Annotated in this window: 15 protein-coding genes and 1 tRNA gene; 8 read left to right on the top strand and 8 right to left on the bottom strand. The window is 58.9% G+C overall.

Annotated elements, in window-relative coordinates; translation table 11 throughout:
- Nucleotides 1-22: 22 nt before the first annotated feature.
- Genes yidC through rpmH form a run of 4 tightly spaced genes read right to left on the bottom strand, consistent with a single transcriptional unit; the run spans nt 23 to nt 1,800 of the window.
- Nucleotides 23-1,009, bottom strand: coding sequence for a membrane protein insertase YidC (yidC, locus tag HMPREF3147_RS03355; protein ID WP_070444528.1), 987 nt, complete (start codon nt 1,007-1,009; stop codon nt 23-25).
- A gap of 9 nt (nt 1,010-1,018) precedes the next feature.
- Nucleotides 1,019-1,297, bottom strand: coding sequence for a membrane protein insertion efficiency factor YidD (gene yidD / locus HMPREF3147_RS03350; RefSeq protein WP_070444526.1), 279 nt, complete (start codon nt 1,295-1,297; stop codon nt 1,019-1,021).
- Complete coding sequence (rnpA, locus tag HMPREF3147_RS03345; protein ID WP_070444524.1) at nt 1,285-1,653, bottom strand: ribonuclease P protein component; 369 nt, start codon at nt 1,651-1,653, stop codon at nt 1,285-1,287. The genes yidD and rnpA overlap by 13 nt, the downstream gene beginning before the upstream one ends.
- Before the next feature lie 3 nt (nt 1,654-1,656).
- Nucleotides 1,657-1,800, bottom strand: a complete 144-nt coding sequence (gene rpmH / locus HMPREF3147_RS03340) for a 50S ribosomal protein L34 (protein WP_003847033.1) — start codon at nt 1,798-1,800, stop codon at nt 1,657-1,659.
- Nucleotides 1,801-2,598: 798 nt separating this feature from the next.
- Between rpmH and dnaA the strand changes: the two genes are divergently transcribed.
- From dnaA to gyrB, 5 genes are all read left to right on the top strand, one after another.
- The gene (dnaA, locus tag HMPREF3147_RS03335; RefSeq protein ID WP_070444522.1) at nt 2,599-4,230 is read left to right on the top strand and encodes a chromosomal replication initiator protein DnaA; all 1,632 of its coding nucleotides are present in this window, start codon (nt 2,599-2,601) and stop codon (nt 4,228-4,230) included.
- A gap of 577 nt (nt 4,231-4,807) precedes the next feature.
- Complete coding sequence (dnaN, locus tag HMPREF3147_RS03330; protein WP_070444520.1) at nt 4,808-5,989, top strand: DNA polymerase III subunit beta; 1,182 nt, start codon at nt 4,808-4,810, stop codon at nt 5,987-5,989.
- Nucleotides 5,990-5,994: 5 nt separating this feature from the next.
- Nucleotides 5,995-7,173: a DNA replication/repair protein RecF gene (gene recF, locus HMPREF3147_RS03325; protein WP_070444518.1), complete on the top strand. Its 1,179-nt coding sequence runs from the start codon at nt 5,995-5,997 to the stop codon at nt 7,171-7,173.
- Nucleotides 7,166-7,708 (top strand): DciA family protein, encoded by a 543-nt coding sequence (locus tag HMPREF3147_RS03320; RefSeq protein WP_070444516.1) that lies wholly within the window; start codon nt 7,166-7,168, stop codon nt 7,706-7,708. Before recF ends, HMPREF3147_RS03320 begins: the two co-directional genes overlap by 8 nt.
- Before the next feature lie 130 nt (nt 7,709-7,838).
- On the top strand, nt 7,839-9,887 hold the full coding sequence (gyrB, locus tag HMPREF3147_RS03315) for a DNA topoisomerase (ATP-hydrolyzing) subunit B (protein WP_070444514.1): 2,049 nt from the start codon (nt 7,839-7,841) through the stop codon (nt 9,885-9,887).
- Nucleotides 9,888-9,961: 74 nt separating this feature from the next.
- Here gyrB and HMPREF3147_RS03310 read toward each other — a convergent pair whose 3' ends face one another.
- From HMPREF3147_RS03310 to HMPREF3147_RS03295, 4 genes are read right to left on the bottom strand one after another with little or no spacing between them, the layout of a single operon-like run.
- Complete coding sequence (locus tag HMPREF3147_RS03310) at nt 9,962-10,408, bottom strand: DUF6918 family protein (protein WP_070444512.1); 447 nt, start codon at nt 10,406-10,408, stop codon at nt 9,962-9,964.
- 10 nt (nt 10,409-10,418) lie between these two features.
- Nucleotides 10,419-10,865 carry a hypothetical protein gene (locus HMPREF3147_RS03305; protein WP_070444510.1) on the bottom strand — a complete coding sequence of 149 codons (447 nt, stop codon included), beginning with the start codon at nt 10,863-10,865 and terminating at the stop codon, nt 10,419-10,421.
- A gap of 49 nt (nt 10,866-10,914) precedes the next feature.
- Nucleotides 10,915-11,175 carry a cell filamentation protein Fic gene (locus HMPREF3147_RS03300; RefSeq protein ID WP_070444508.1) on the bottom strand — a complete coding sequence of 87 codons (261 nt, stop codon included), beginning with the start codon at nt 11,173-11,175 and terminating at the stop codon, nt 10,915-10,917.
- Nucleotides 11,172-11,393 (bottom strand): CopG family transcriptional regulator, encoded by a 222-nt coding sequence (locus tag HMPREF3147_RS03295; protein ID WP_070444506.1) that lies wholly within the window; start codon nt 11,391-11,393, stop codon nt 11,172-11,174. The genes HMPREF3147_RS03300 and HMPREF3147_RS03295 overlap by 4 nt, the downstream gene beginning before the upstream one ends.
- A gap of 79 nt (nt 11,394-11,472) precedes the next feature.
- Between HMPREF3147_RS03295 and gyrA the strand changes: the two genes are divergently transcribed.
- From gyrA to HMPREF3147_RS03280, 3 genes are all read left to right on the top strand, one after another.
- Nucleotides 11,473-14,061: a DNA gyrase subunit A gene (gene gyrA / locus HMPREF3147_RS03290; protein WP_070444504.1), complete on the top strand. Its 2,589-nt coding sequence runs from the start codon at nt 11,473-11,475 to the stop codon at nt 14,059-14,061.
- Nucleotides 14,062-14,064: 3 nt separating this feature from the next.
- Nucleotides 14,065-14,412 carry a DUF3566 domain-containing protein gene (locus HMPREF3147_RS03285; RefSeq protein WP_070444502.1) on the top strand — a complete coding sequence of 116 codons (348 nt, stop codon included), beginning with the start codon at nt 14,065-14,067 and terminating at the stop codon, nt 14,410-14,412.
- Nucleotides 14,413-14,499: 87 nt separating this feature from the next.
- Nucleotides 14,500-14,576, top strand: a tRNA-Ile gene (locus HMPREF3147_RS03280).
- The last annotated feature ends 4 nt before the right edge of the window (nt 14,577-14,580 follow it).

Below are 14,580 nucleotides of genomic sequence, written 5' to 3'. Positions count from 1 at the left end.
GTGAAAACTCCTGGGTTAAGTTCTAGTTGTTCTTGCGGCGCTGCTTCTTGGAGCGATTGTCCTTCTTGCGTGCGCCCGGCTTCGGAGCAGAGGTGCGCTTGAGCTCAGCCTTAGCGGCTGCCTCCTCTTCTTCCTCGCGGTCCATCTTGGCGTAGACGATGCGGGTCTGGAAGAAGGTCCACACGGTGTTGGCCAACATGTAGAAGAGAAGGCCGATGGGCCAGATGAAACCGGAGAACACCAGCATTGCCGGCATAAACCACAGCATCATCTTGTTCATCATGGCCATCTGCTGCTGCATCATCTCCGCATTCTGACCCTGTGGGGTAGCAGTCTTGCCGGCGGCGCGGCGAGCCTCCTGGCGGTTCAACGTCATGCGAGCGTTGAAGTGCGTCAGCGTCGCAATGATGGCGATGAGCGGCACGATGATGACGGCCGCCTGGGCGGTGGTGGTTTCCTTAACAATTTCCAGCCCCGAGTTGAGGCGCAGGTTGGCCACCAGCGGTACGCCAAAGATCTTCGCGTCCACGAACTGCTTCACCAGCTCGGGCTTGAAAATGTAGTTCGCAATGGAGGCGTTCATCTCCTCCGACATGGCGTCACCCGCCGGGTGGCCAATGCCACCGGCGACAGCAACAGTGCGGTCGAAGGAGCGCAGCACGTGGAACAGACCAATGAACATCGGGATCTGCGCGAACATAGGCAAGCAGCCCGCCACCGGGCGCACGCCAGATTCCTTGTAGATGCGCTGCATCTCCTGCGCCGCCTTGGTCTGGTCATTGGCGTACTTGGTGCGCAGTTCCTGGATTTGCGGCTGGATCTCCTGCATCTTGCGGGAGGAGCGCAGCTGCGTGATGGTCGGCTTGACCATGATGGCCTTAAGCGTCCACGTCAGAAGAACGATGGCAATGATCCAGGTTCCGCCCCATGCGGAATCAAGAACGAAGCTCAAGAGCCAATGCCAGAACCACAAGACGGCTGAAATTGGCCAATAGATGAAATTAAGCACGAGAGTTGTTTACCTCAGTTGTTGTTTGGTCGGTACCGGATCAAACCCGCCCGGGTGCCAGGGACCGCACTTGCATAACCTGGCAAGCGCCATGCCCGTCCCCTTGAAGGCTCCATGGATGGAAATGGCTTCGAGGGCATAGGCACTGCACGTCGGTTCAAAACGACAGGTGGAGACCATCTTAAGGCCTGACAAGTGCTTTTGGTAGAAGCGCACCCCGTGAACTAGGACTCTTCCGAAGCCGCGGGCTTCGGGAATCTCCTCACCTTGGGAGTTCAGATATCCCATGTGCGTAGCGCTTTGCGGATATCACGCTCAAGGCGCTCACTGGTGGCATCACCGCTGGCGGGCAAGGCGCGGATAACGATGTCAACGTTGGCGGGCAGCATTGTCCCTTTGACACCATCGCGCATGAGGGACATGCACACATGACGAAGCCGTCGGGAGGTGCGGTGGCGAACCACGGCATTCCCGACGGCCTTCGACACGATGAGACCGAACCGCGGCCCAGTGGCCGCGATGGCGTCTTCACCGTCATTAAAGCGCAAATGCACGACGACAGTGCGCGTGCCCGCCCGGCGCCCGCCCTTGATGGTCCTCCGAAATTGCCTCGGAGATGTGAGCTTGTGCTGGGCTGGAAGCATGAATTAAGCGGTGAGCTTAGCGCGACCCTTCTTGCGACGAGCGGCGACGATGGCGCGGCCGGCGCGGGTGCTCATGCGGGTACGGAAGCCGTGCTTGCGAGCACGACGACGGTTGTTCGGCTGGAAGGTACGCTTACCCTTTGCCACGATTAACTCCTTGAAGTTGTTGGTGGATGGCACAGCTTCGCGCCACTGGTGGCGCTGGGCTTAAACATCCACTGATGAATGGTGTACGTGGGGATAAGGCTTCGCACTTTAAGCGCCGTGAGGCGTGGCGAGGCATTCCCACATGCAACATGTGCACCATGCACTGTTGCGATAGACCATCACAGGTTACGTGACAGATAGTGCGCGAAACAAATCGACACACTGGGTGTCCCCGAAATTACAAAGATGTTTTTATCCGCAGCTAGAACGCCACTTTTTGCCCACATGCTGCGCGGCAAGCGCCGCCTCCTGCCGTCCACCCACCGCGCTAGGCGCCACTGTGTCAAGCGCGCATAAAAGCGCGTTAGACAGCGCCCTTATAACGCGGTACAACTGAGGAATCTAATTCCACAGTCACCCACAGAATGTGGATAACTCTCAATCATAACTTGAGACTTTTGCTGTTTGCGCAGGTCAACTGCGTTAAGGAGCCAATTCATAGTTATCCACAGCCATGAGATAGGCTGTGGATAAACCACCTATTCACACCTGTGGATAACTTTGTGGAAACCGAGGTTACGCGCTAAAACATCGTGTGGAATCTCCGGTGGAAATCACAAACTTCTTGTGATTTCTCGTTCCGTATCTCTTTCTTATCCATCCGTCCATCCCCGATTCTCACCCAGAGTCACGCAGTAAATATTTGGTTCTCAAGGCCACTTCTTCCCAGAATCAAATAGGTGTGGCCGCCTCTTCGGCAGCACCGCGTGAACTCTAACTACACAGAAGGTAGGCGTTGTGTCCGATCCGCAAGCAGCCCTCCGGGCCAGCTGGAAAGCTGTGGTCAGTGATTTGCTGGCTCAGTCCGAGCAACCAAGCTCGGATGTCCCCAACTTCTCCCATAGCCAGCGCCTCAACCTCCAACTCGTCGAGCCCATCATGATCGGTGATGGCTATGCGTTGATCGCCGCGCCACACGAGAACGCCAAAACTGTCATCGAAACTGAACTAGGGGAATACATCACCCGCGCTCTATCGCAGCACATGGGTCGCCCCTGTTCTTTGGCCGTGACCATTGCGGCACCCCCGCAGCCGGCACCACAGGAAGAGCCTCCAGCACCCGCACCTCAACGCCCTATCCAAACCGAGGCTCCCGAGCACGGCATGGGGCACCAGGCGCAGGCTTTCCAGCAGCCCACACCGCCCGCTCCAACCTCCCAGCCAGAAACACCAAGCCACCATCAGCCGCGCTCATGGGAGACTGCGCATTCCCCAGCCAGCCTCGATGAATTGGCGCAACACTACAGCGAGCAACAAAGCACCGCACCCAGTGGCTACCCCGAAGCAGCCGGGGCACGGATCCCGCGGGAGGAGCCAGCGCACAACCCGAACCGAGAAAAGTCTCTCAACCCGAAGCACACCTTTGAGAACTTCGTCATCGGTTCCTCCAACCGCTTTGCTAACGGCGCCGCCGTGGCCGTCGCGGAAAACCCCGCGCGCGCCTATAACCCACTCTTTATTTGGGGCGGTTCCGGCCTCGGCAAAACGCACCTGCTGCACGCAGCCGGCAACTACGCCCAGGTCCTGCACCCGGGACTGCGCGTGAAATACGTGTCCTCGGAGGAATTCACCAACGACTACATCAACTCCCTGCGTGATGACCGCCAGGAATCCTTCAAGCGCCGCTACCGCAACCTGGACATCCTCATGGTCGATGACATCCAGTTCCTAGAAGGCAAAGAGTCCACCCAGGAGGAGTTCTTCCACACCTTCAATGCGCTGCACCAGGCCAACAAACAGATCATTTTGTCCTCCGACCGTCCACCGAAGCAGCTGACCACACTGGAAGATCGCCTCCGCACGCGCTTCGAGGGCGGATTGATTACGGATATTCAGCCGCCAGACCTAGAGACGCGCATCGCTATCCTCATGAAGAAGGCCTCCGCGGACGGCACAGACGTCGATCGCTCGGTTCTCGAGCTCATCGCCTCTCGCTTTGAATCTTCGATCCGCGAGCTCGAAGGTGCGCTCATCCGCGTTTCTGCCTATTCCTCTCTGGTCAACGAGCCGATCAGTTTGGAGATGGCGGAGATTGCTCTGCACGATCTGGCCCCGGATTCTGCAGATCGCCAAATCACCGCGGCAGCCATCATCGAGGTGACCGCGGATTACTTCAACATCGACGTGGATACCTTGCGCGGTTCTGGTAAGAAACGCGCCGTGGCTCACGCCCGTCAGCTAGCGATGTATCTGTGTCGCGAACTCACTGAGCTCTCCCTGCCAAAGATTGGTGACCAGTTCGGCGGCAAGGACCACACCACCGTCATCTATGCGGACCGCAAAATCCGTAAGGAGATGACTGAGAACCGGAATACCTACGACGAGATCCAGGCGCTGACCCAGCGCGTGAAGAACCACAACCAGCGTTAGCACCACGCAACGCTTGGCGACGCCCCTCCCACCTTCCCCGCAGCAACCTCCCCCGCGGGTGTGGGCAGGGGCGTCTTTGCGATCCGCCAAAAAGTTATCCACACCGTTATTCACAGCTGTGTAATTCCATTGTTGTAATTTGTAGATCCTTGTCACATTTTCTTCTTCCACAGCAGATCAGAGGGCACATCGCCCTTGTGGTTAACCCTGTGATCAGCAGGGATAGATCTGGGGATGGATTGTGGATAACTTTGACCCCGACCCAGTTACTCACATTTCTTGTCATTTGATCACAGTGATCCCACACCCTGACTCACAGATCGATTCGCGGCTCAGAGCTTGGCTTTTGCTAGGTTGTCCACAGATCCCACAGCGCTTATTACTACTCCTATTTTGTTTTCTCCCTAACTAAGAAGAAAAAGGATGTGTGTGATTCGTTGGCGCCCGGCCTGACCGCACGCCCTCATCGAGAGCACAGAAGGTAAATGACAAAATCCTGTGCTTCGGCGCTGATCCTGTAAGTTGGAGTGAGCTTGCAAGAATCTTCCATCCGCAACTAGAGGAGCGTCTCACCACCATGGAGCAGTCCGTGTCATTTCGCGTTGCCAAAGATGACCTCGCCAACGCCGTAGCGTGGGTCGCGCGCAGCCTTCCCTCGAAGGTCACCCAGCCGGTACTGCGCGCCATGCTGATCACCGCGGATGACAATGGTTTGGAATTCACCGGCTTCGACTACGAAGTTTCCACCCGTGTGCGTATCGCCGGCATGGTGGATGAGCCGGGACGCATCGCCGTGGCCGGTAAGTTGCTTTCCGACATCGTTGCTTCCTTGCCCAACAAGGAAATCGAGATGACCCAGGAAGACAACAAAGTTCTGTTGACCTGTGGTTCCTCCCGTTTCGAGCTGCCGCTCATTCCGCTGGATGATTACCCTCAGCTCCCTGTTTTGCCGGAGGTCACCGGCACCATTAACCCGCAGCTCTTCGTGGAGGCCATCAGCCAGGTCGTTGCGGCTGCCGGCAAGGATGACACCCTGCCGATGCTCACAGGTGTGCACATCGACATCAATGGTTCCCACGTGGAAATGACGGCGACGGACCGTTTCCGCCTGGCCATGCGCACCTTCGAGTGGGAGCCGGTATCTCCTGATGTCCAGGCCAAGCTTCTTGTCCCGGCCAAGACGCTGCAGGAGACTGGCCGCTCCTTGGACACGCACCTCAACATCCCGGTAGAAATTGCCGTGGGCACTGGTGACAACATCGCTGCGGAAGGCCTTTTTGGCCTGCATGCGGATAACCGCGAGACCACGACCCGCATGTTGGACGCGGATTTCCCCAACGTGGCACCGCTGCTGCCCAAGACCCACAGCGCCATGGCCAGCATTGAGGTTGCTCCGCTCCAGGAAGCGATTCGCCGCGTCTCGCTGTTGACGGATCGCAACGCTCAGATCCGCATGGAGTTCAGCGAAGGTGAGGTGACCTTGGCGGCCGGTGCGGACTCTGGTCGTGCAAGCGAGACCTTGCCGTGCGCCTTCAACGGCCGTGAGGATTTTGTTATTGCCTTCAACCCGTCCTACCTCAAGGATGGTTTGGCTGTGGTTCACACGGACCGCGTGGTCTTTGGCTTCACCGAACCTTCGCGCCCGGCAATCATGATTCCGGAACCGGAAGAGCTGCCGGTAGCCAACGAAGACGGCTCTTTCCCGACCCCGGAGACTGATTTCACCTACCTCTTGATGCCAGTGCGCTTGCCAGGCTAGGCCATATGTATATTCGCGATCTCGATGTCAGGGACTTCCGCTCCTGGCCCGAGCTCACCCTCAGGCTGAAACCGGGAATTACCTTGTTTGTCGGCCGCAACGGTTTCGGCAAGACCAATATCGTCGAGGCCATCGGGTATACCGCGCATCTATCCTCACACCGTGTGGCCCACGATGCCCCCCTCGTGCGCCAGGGCGCACACAATGCTCGTATCTCCGCCACGGCGGTGAACCAGGGCAGAGAGCTCACTGCGCACCTACTGATCAAACCCCACGCGGCCAACCAGGCGCAGATCAACCGTACGCGCCTGAAATCCCCGCGTGAGCTACTAGGCGTGGTGAAAACCGTGTTGTTTTCCCCCGAGGATTTATCGCTCGTACGCGGCGAACCGGCAGCGCGCCGCCAGTATCTGGATGACATCATTGCCTCGCGCACGCCGCGTTTGGCTGGTGTGAAGGCCGATTATGACAAGGTGCTCAAGCAGCGGAATGCGTTGTTGAAGTCGGCGTCGCCAAGCTTGCGCCGCGGCTACAGCGACAGTGATGGTGCCTCGGCGCTGGCGACTCTCGACGTGTGGGATACACAGCTGTCTTCCCTCGGCGCGCAGGTGATTCAGGCACGCCTTGCGCTTGTCGACGAACTCCGCGAGCTCATCCCCGCCGCCTATGCCGGGCTTGCCCCGGAATCGCGGCCGGCGAATATTGAGTACAAGTCCACGGTGGATATTTCTGATCCTGAGGTCATCGAGGCCATGATGCTCACCGAACTCGCTAGCAAGCGCCAGCGCGAGATCGAACGCGGTATCTCGCTTGTTGGCCCGCACCGCGATGACCTGCTGCTTAATCTAGGAGCGAGCCCTGCCAAGGGCTTTGCCAGCCACGGCGAGACCTGGTCCTATGCCATCTCCCTGCGGTTGGCGGAGTTCAACTTGTTGCGCCAGGACGGCACTGATCCGATCCTCATCCTCGATGATGTCTTCGCTGAGCTGGACGCCAAACGCCGCGAAAAGCTCGTTCACCTCGCGGCAGGTGCGGAACAGGTGCTCATCACCGCAGCTGTGGATGAGGATCTGCCCGGCAACTTGCAGCCCATCGAACGTTTTACGGTCACGGTCTGCGATACCGATGAGGGCCGAATCTCCGAGATCGCTCCGTATACGGCGGGCGGTGACGAGGATGACTGAACAAGACTTTGATCCGGTTAAGGCGCTTTTTGAGCGCACGCGGAACAATTCCAAAAATCCGCCGAAGCTCAATAAGCCGGCGCCCAAAATGAACTTAGCCCAGACATCTTCAGAGAAGCAGCCAAAGCCCTATCAGCGTGGTCGGCCGAGCGGTCCCGATGGCCGTCGCAGGCGACGGAGCCTCGAGATCCCTAGCCTCGGCGCGCAGATCCAACGAGAGATTGGCAAGCGCGGCTGGGAACACGAATTGGCCCATGGCTGGGTCATGGGCAATTGGGAAAACCTCGTCGGCGAGCGCATTGCTGCGCATACGCAACCGCTCAACATCAAAGAGCAGGTTGTCTACGTGGCGTGTGATTCCTCCAGCTGGGCTACCGAGTTGCGCTACCTGCAGCGCCCCATCTTGCAAAAAATTGCGGATCGCCTGGGCCCAGACGTGGTGGTTAAGCTGCACATTCAGGGTCCTAAGCAGCACCGGAATTACGAGGGCCGCCAATGGGTCAAGCCGCAGGGTTCGCAAGATACCTACGGCTGATTTTCGGCGACCGCGAAATTCACGCAAATTTGGGGCTCTCACGGGCGTGCAGTGCCCTTGCGTGGGGGGACACAGTGTAGAATGGCTAGAGTCTTAGATTTAGCTCTAGCCAAAAGGAGAACACGAATCCGTGGCTGAACAACACGCATATGATGCGGGGTCAATCACAATTCTGGAGGGCCTCGAGGCCGTCCGTAAGCGCCCCGGTATGTACATCGGCTCCACCGGTGCCCGTGGCCTGCACCACCTGATTTGGGAGATCGTTGACAACTCCGTCGATGAGGCGATGGCAGGTTATGCCGACAAGGTCATCGTCACCCTCCGTGAGGATGGCGGCATCGAGGTCATCGATAACGGCCGTGGTATCCCGGTGGAGATGCACGCCTCTGGCGTTCCCACCGTCCAGGTGGTCATGACCCAGCTGCATGCCGGCGGTAAGTTCGACTCTGAATCTTATGCCGTGTCCGGTGGTCTGCACGGCGTGGGTATCTCCGTGGTCAACGCTTTGTCCACCCGCGTTGAGGCGGACATCAAGCGCGATGGCAAGCACTGGTACCAGAACTTCAACAATGCCATCCCCGATGAGCTTGTCGAAGGCGATAATGCTCGCGGTACCGGTACCACCATTCGTTTCTGGCCGGATCCGGAAATCTTCGAGACCGTCGAGTTCAAGTACGACACGATTGCTCGCCGTCTGCAAGAGATGGCCTTCCTGAACAAGGGCCTGACCATTGTGCTGCGTGACGAGCGCGCCATCTCCAAGGAGCAGGCCGAGCTAGAGGAGATCGCCGAAGCCGGCGACTCCGCCGTGAGCCTGAGCTCCCTCGATGAGAAGGAAAAGTCTGAAAAGGACGGCGAGGGTAGCGAGGAGAACACTTCCAAGAAGAACAAGGAAGTTATTTACCACTATCCGAACGGCCTGCAGGACTATGTTGAGCACCTCAACAAGACCAAGACCGCCATTCACCCCACCATCGTTGCCTTCGACGTCAAGGGTGAGGACCACGAGGTCGAAATCGCACTGCAGTGGAACCAGGGCTACAAGGAATCCGTCCACACCTTTGCCAACACCATCAACACCCATGAGGGTGGTACGCACGAGGAAGGCTTCCGCGCTGCGCTGACCTCCCTGATGAACCGCTACGCCAAGGAGCACAAGCTCCTCAAGGAAAAGGATGGCAACCTTTCCGGCGATGACTGCCGTGAAGGCCTTGCTGCCGTTATTTCCGTCAAGGTGGCGGACCCACAGTTCGAGGGTCAGACCAAGACCAAGCTTGGTAACTCGGAAATTCGTGGCTTTGTCCAGCGTTCCGTCAACGAGCACCTCAATGATTGGTTCGACGCCAACCCGGCTGAGGCAAAGGTCATCATCAATAAGGCCGTGTCCTCCGCGCACGCCCGTGTGGCCGCACGCAAGGCTCGTGAGCTCGTGCGCCGTAAGTCTGCCGGTGACCTCGGCGGCCTGCCGGGCAAGCTAGCGGATTGCCGCTCCAAGGACTCGAAGCGCACTGAGCTTTATATCGTGGAGGGTGACTCCGCAGGCGGTTCCGCTAAGGGCGGCCGCGATTCCATGTTCCAGGCCATCCTGCCGCTGCGCGGCAAGATCCTCAACGTGGAAAAAGCCCGCATGGACAAGGTTCTGAAGAACGCTGAGGTCCAGGCCATCATTACCGCCCTGGGTACCGGCATCCACGAAGAGTTTGATATTTCCAAGCTGCGCTACGACAAGATTGTGCTCATGGCCGATGCCGACGTGGACGGCCAGCACATCGCCACGCTTCTGTTGACTCTGCTCTTCCGTTTCATGCCGCAGCTGGTGGAGGATGGCCACGTCTTCCTGGCTAATCCGCCGCTGTACAAGTTGAAGTGGGCGAAGGGCCAGCCGGGCTACGCCTTCTCCGATGCCGAGCGCGACGAGCAGCTCGCCGAGGGCTTGGAGCAGGGCCGAAAGATCAACAAGGATGACGGTATCCAGCGCTACAAGGGTCTGGGTGAGATGAACGCCGCCGAGCTGTGGGAGACCACCCTGGATCCGACCACCCGCGTGCTCCGTCGCGTGGACTTGGAGGATGCACAGCGCGCCGACGAGCTCTTCTCCATCCTCATGGGTGATGACGTTTCTGCTCGCCGATCCTTCATTACCCGCCGAGCGAAGGACGTGCGCTTCCTAGACGTCTAAGCACTAGGTAAAACCCGCAAAGACCAGCACCTCATATGAGGTGCTGGTCTTTTTTCTTCGTCAAGCGCGTGCTCTTAGACAGTGCCCATGTGGCGCTGCAGAACGCGGCCGATGGTCGCAACATTGGGCTCCAAGATGGAGGAGGCTTTGCCGCGCAGGGACTTGTAGGTGCGAGCGATGCCAGGCGCATTAACGTCTTCAGCGGCTTTGTCCGCAGTAGTCATGATGACCTCTGTAACTTCAGCGCTGCGTCCGTCCAGGTAGGTGCCGAAGTCAGACTGCTCAGAGCCTTCGAATTCCTTCCAGTAGGAATCCAGGCTGTTGAGCAGCTCCGGGAGCATCTGGTTGATTCCCTTGGATAAGACCTTAGAATCTGCCTTCTTTGCGGCGGCTAGAGCGCCCTTGAAGGCCATTCCGGAAATGCCGGAAAGCGAAGAGACGGTGTCATCGGCGGCCGTGGCCAAGTCCGCCACCACGGCGTTGCGGGTAGGGGATTGGAGAAGCTGGGTGAGGTTTGTCATACAGGCGAGCTTACTGTGCCGGTGCGCTGGATCCTGCCTTGAGCGCGGCGAGCTGGTCAGCAATCTCCGGGAAACCATTGGTGCGGGCAAGGCGCTCGAGGTCAAAGTCGAGGCCACCTTCGTAGAGGCGGTTGTTCTCGGAAGAACCGGAGGAGCCGGCCATCCCGATTTGGGCGGCAAACTCGTCCACCTGGGCGCGCAGTGCCGGGACATTATCCACTACCAACTTGAGCAGTGCTGCTGCGGCGGCGATGCTACCGCCGATGATGAGCGTCATGTCGATCGGCGTGGAACCGGTCAGGGAGGAGCCTGCTTCGCCCTGCTGGAAGTTGGGGTTCTTGTTGTTTTGCCAGTCATTGTCAGCAGTCTTAGCACCCGCAGCCGGCGTCGCGGCAGTGGCGAGGGTAGTGGCAACGACACCAGCGGCTAGAAACTTCTTCAAAGACTTCGAAGGCATAGGGGATTCCTTTCTACAAGGGAATAGAGACTTCTTTATCATGTTTAACTTACATAACTTCTGCAACAGAAAGATAGACCTCCGTGCAAAATCGCGCGAATTCTTCGTTCCTTCCACTCAGAGCGGGGACCGCGCGCAAGACTGTTTCTAGTGATTCTGCCGCCGCAGAGCGGCTGCCATGAACGGAAATTCCCTCAATGGTGGCCGTGCTCGCAGCCGCCGCGGCGGCCAGGGCGGCAAAGTTTATAACCCGCACCCGATAGGCCTGGCAGAACTCCCGCGCGACGAGGAGCAGCTGTTCTGCGCTCATTGACGCCCTCCCCGGGCTTGGCGGATTTCCGCTTCTAATTCTGAACGCCCAGGCAGCAGCCGGCGCGCGGTGTCCTGCACGGCGGCATCCGAGAGGGTTCGTGCTGCTGCCGCAACGATGGCGCGGACCACCGTCTCGTGCTTGGAGGTTCCTTGCGCGGAGGCCAGCAGGGTCAGCGCGTGGTCTTGTTCCGGGGTCAGGCGCAGTGTCATAGCCATAGCGCGAATGGTATCACTGTGATACCACAGCCGTGCCACAAACGGCCTTATACGGCCCTAAAGGGTAGGATAGGGCGTTATGAGTGACAATAACGGTGATCTTTTCGATCGCATCCAACCAATTGACATCAATGAGGAGATGGAGTCGAGTTATATCGACTACGCCATGTCCGTCATTGTCGGTCGTGCCCTTCCGGAGGTGCGTGACGGTCTCAAGCCGGTTCACCGCCGCATCCTCTACGCCATGTATGACTCCGGCTACCGCCCGGACCGCGGCTATGTAAAGTCCGCCCGCCCGGTCTCGGACACGATGGGTCAGTTCCACCCGCACGGTGACTCCGCTATTTATGACACCCTCGTGCGCTTGGCCCAGCCGTGGAACATGCGCTACCCGCTGGTTGATGGCCAGGGTAACTTCGGTTCTCGCGGTAATGACGGCCCGGCAGCTATGCGTTATACCGAGTGCCGTATGACGCCCTTGGCCATGGAGATGGTGCGCGATATCCGCGAAAATACCGTCGACTTCGCGCCGAACTACGACGGTAAAACGCAGGAGCCGACTATCCTGCCCTCCCGCGTTCCGAACCTGCTGATGAACGGCTCCGGCGGTATCGCCGTCGGTATGGCCACGAACATTCCGCCGCACAACCTCAACGAGTTGGCGGAAGCCATTTACTGGTTGCTGGATAACCCGAATGCTTCTGAGGAAGAAGCCTTGGCCGCCTGCATGGAACGCGTCAAGGGCCCAGATTTCCCGACTGCGGGCCTCATTGTCGGTGATCAGGGTATCAAGGATGCCTACACCACCGGCCGCGGCTCCATCCGCATGCGCGGCGTGACCTCCATTGAGGAGGTGGGCAACCGCCAGACCATCGTTATCACTGAGCTGCCCTACCAGGTCAACCCGGACAACATGATCTCCAATATTGCGGAGTCTGTGGTCAACGGCAAGATCGCCGGAATCGCCAAGATTGAGGATGAATCCTCCGACCGTGTGGGCATGCGCATCGTGGTCACCCTCAAGCGTGACGCCGTAGCCCGCGTTGTCCTTAATAACCTGTACAAGCACTCCCAGCTGCAGACCTCCTTCGGCGCTAACATGCTTTCCATCGTGGATGGCGTGCCGCGCACCCTGCGCCTGGACCAAATGCTGAGCTACTACGTGGCTCACCAGATTGAGGTCATCGTCCGCCGGACCCAGTTCCGCCTCGATGAGGCCGAGAAGCGCGCCCATATCCTGCGCGGTCTGGTCAAGGCGCTCGACATGCTCGATGAGGTCATCGCGCTCATCCGCCGTTCCCCGACGGTGGATGAGGCACGCGAGGGCCTGATGCAGCTTCTCGGCGTCGACGAGATCCAGGCCGATGCCATCCTGGCCATGCGTCTGCGTCGCCTGGCCGCTCTGGAGCGTCAGAAGATCATTGATGAGTTGGCGGAGATCGAGGAGATCATCGCAGACCTCAAGGACATTCTGGCCCGCGACGAGCGTCAGCGTCAGATCGTTCACGATGAGCTGGAGGAAATCGTCGAGAAATACGGCGATGAGCGTCGCACCCAGATTGTCGCTGCCTCCGGAGACGTTTCCGATGAGGACCTCATCGCCCGCGAGAACGTCGTGGTCACCATCACCGCTACCGGCTACGCCAAGCGCACCAAGGTGGATGCCTACAAGGCACAGAAGCGTGGCGGCAAGGGCGTGCGCGGCGCGGAGCTCAAGCAGGACGATATTGTCAAGAACTTCTTCGTCTGCTCCACGCACGACTGGATCCTGTTCTTCACCAACTTCGGCCGCGTCTACCGCCTCAAGGCCTACGAGCTCCCGGAAGCTGGGCGCACCGCCCGCGGTCAGCACGTGGCCAACCTGCTGGAGTTCCAGCCGGAGGAGAAGATCGCCCAGGTCATCCAGATTCAGTCCTACGAGGACGCTCCGTACCTGGTCCTTGCTACCCAGCAAGGCCGCGTGAAGAAGTCCCGCCTCACCGACTACGAGTCCGCGCGTTCCGCCGGTCTCATCGCCATCAACCTCAACGAGGGCGATGCGCTGATCGGCGCTCAGCTGGTCAACGAGGGCGATGACATCCTGCTTACCTCTGAGCAGGGTCAGGCCATCCGCTTTACTGCCGACGACGACCAGCTGCGTCCGATGGGCCGCGCTACCGCCGGCGTGAAGGGCATGCGTTTCCGCGGCGATGACCAGCTGCTGTCCATGTCTGTTGTCAACGACGGCCAGTTCCTCCTGGTTGCCACCTCCGGCGGTTACGGCAAGCGCACCGCGATTGAGGAGTACACCCCGCAGGGCCGCGGTGGCCTCGGCGTGATGACCTTCAAGTACACCCCGAAGCGCGGCAAGCTCATTGCGGCCATCTCCGTCGACGAAGACGACGAGATCTTCGCCATTACCTCTGCCGGTGGCGTTGTCCGCACCGAGGTCAACCAGATCCGTCCGAGCTCCCGCGCCACTATGGGCGTTCGCCTGGTTAACCTGGCTGATGACGTCGAGCTGCTGGCCATCGACCGCAACGTTGAGGACGATGGTGAGGAAGACGCCCAGGCAGTAGCCAAGGGTGAGAAGTCCGTGGAAGACGTCAAGCCTGAGCACCTCAAGTCTGGCGAAGACTCCCAGCAGGACGAAGCTGACAGCAAGGATGCCGATAAGGACGAGGAGTAACCCATGATTGGACGAGAGCTTCACCTCGCCCGGATTTCGCCCATGTCGGCGTTCCGCGTTGGCTTGGCCATGTCCCTCGTCGGCCTCGTGGCCTGGCTCATCGCCGTGTGCTTGTTGTACGTCGGCCTTGACCAGGCAGGCATCTGGGATTCCTTCAATAGCCTCGTCGGCGGTGTCGGCGGCGGCTTTGAGGTCTCCTTCGGATTGGTCGTCTCTGCGGCCGCACTGTTTGGTGCCATCATTGCTGTGCTGATGACCATCCTGGCGCCCATTATGGCTGTGATCTACAACGCCATCGTGGACGTCTTCGGTGGATTCAAGATTCGACTGCAAGACGAACCGATTAACTAGAGAATATCACCGCGAAAAACTACATATGACCTGGCGATTTGTAATAGATCGCCGGTCCTATGTAGAGTTACTACTCGTTCCGGTCAAGGGCCTATAGCTCAGTCGGTTAGAGCGCATCGCTGATAACGATGAGGTCGCTGGTTCGATTCCAGCTAGGCCCACCACGGA

This window comes from Corynebacterium sp. HMSC05D03 (genome assembly GCF_001807205.1).
GTDB lineage: Bacteria > Actinomycetota > Actinomycetes > Mycobacteriales > Mycobacteriaceae > Corynebacterium > Corynebacterium aurimucosum.
This window is presented reverse-complemented; position numbering and strand designations above follow the sequence as displayed.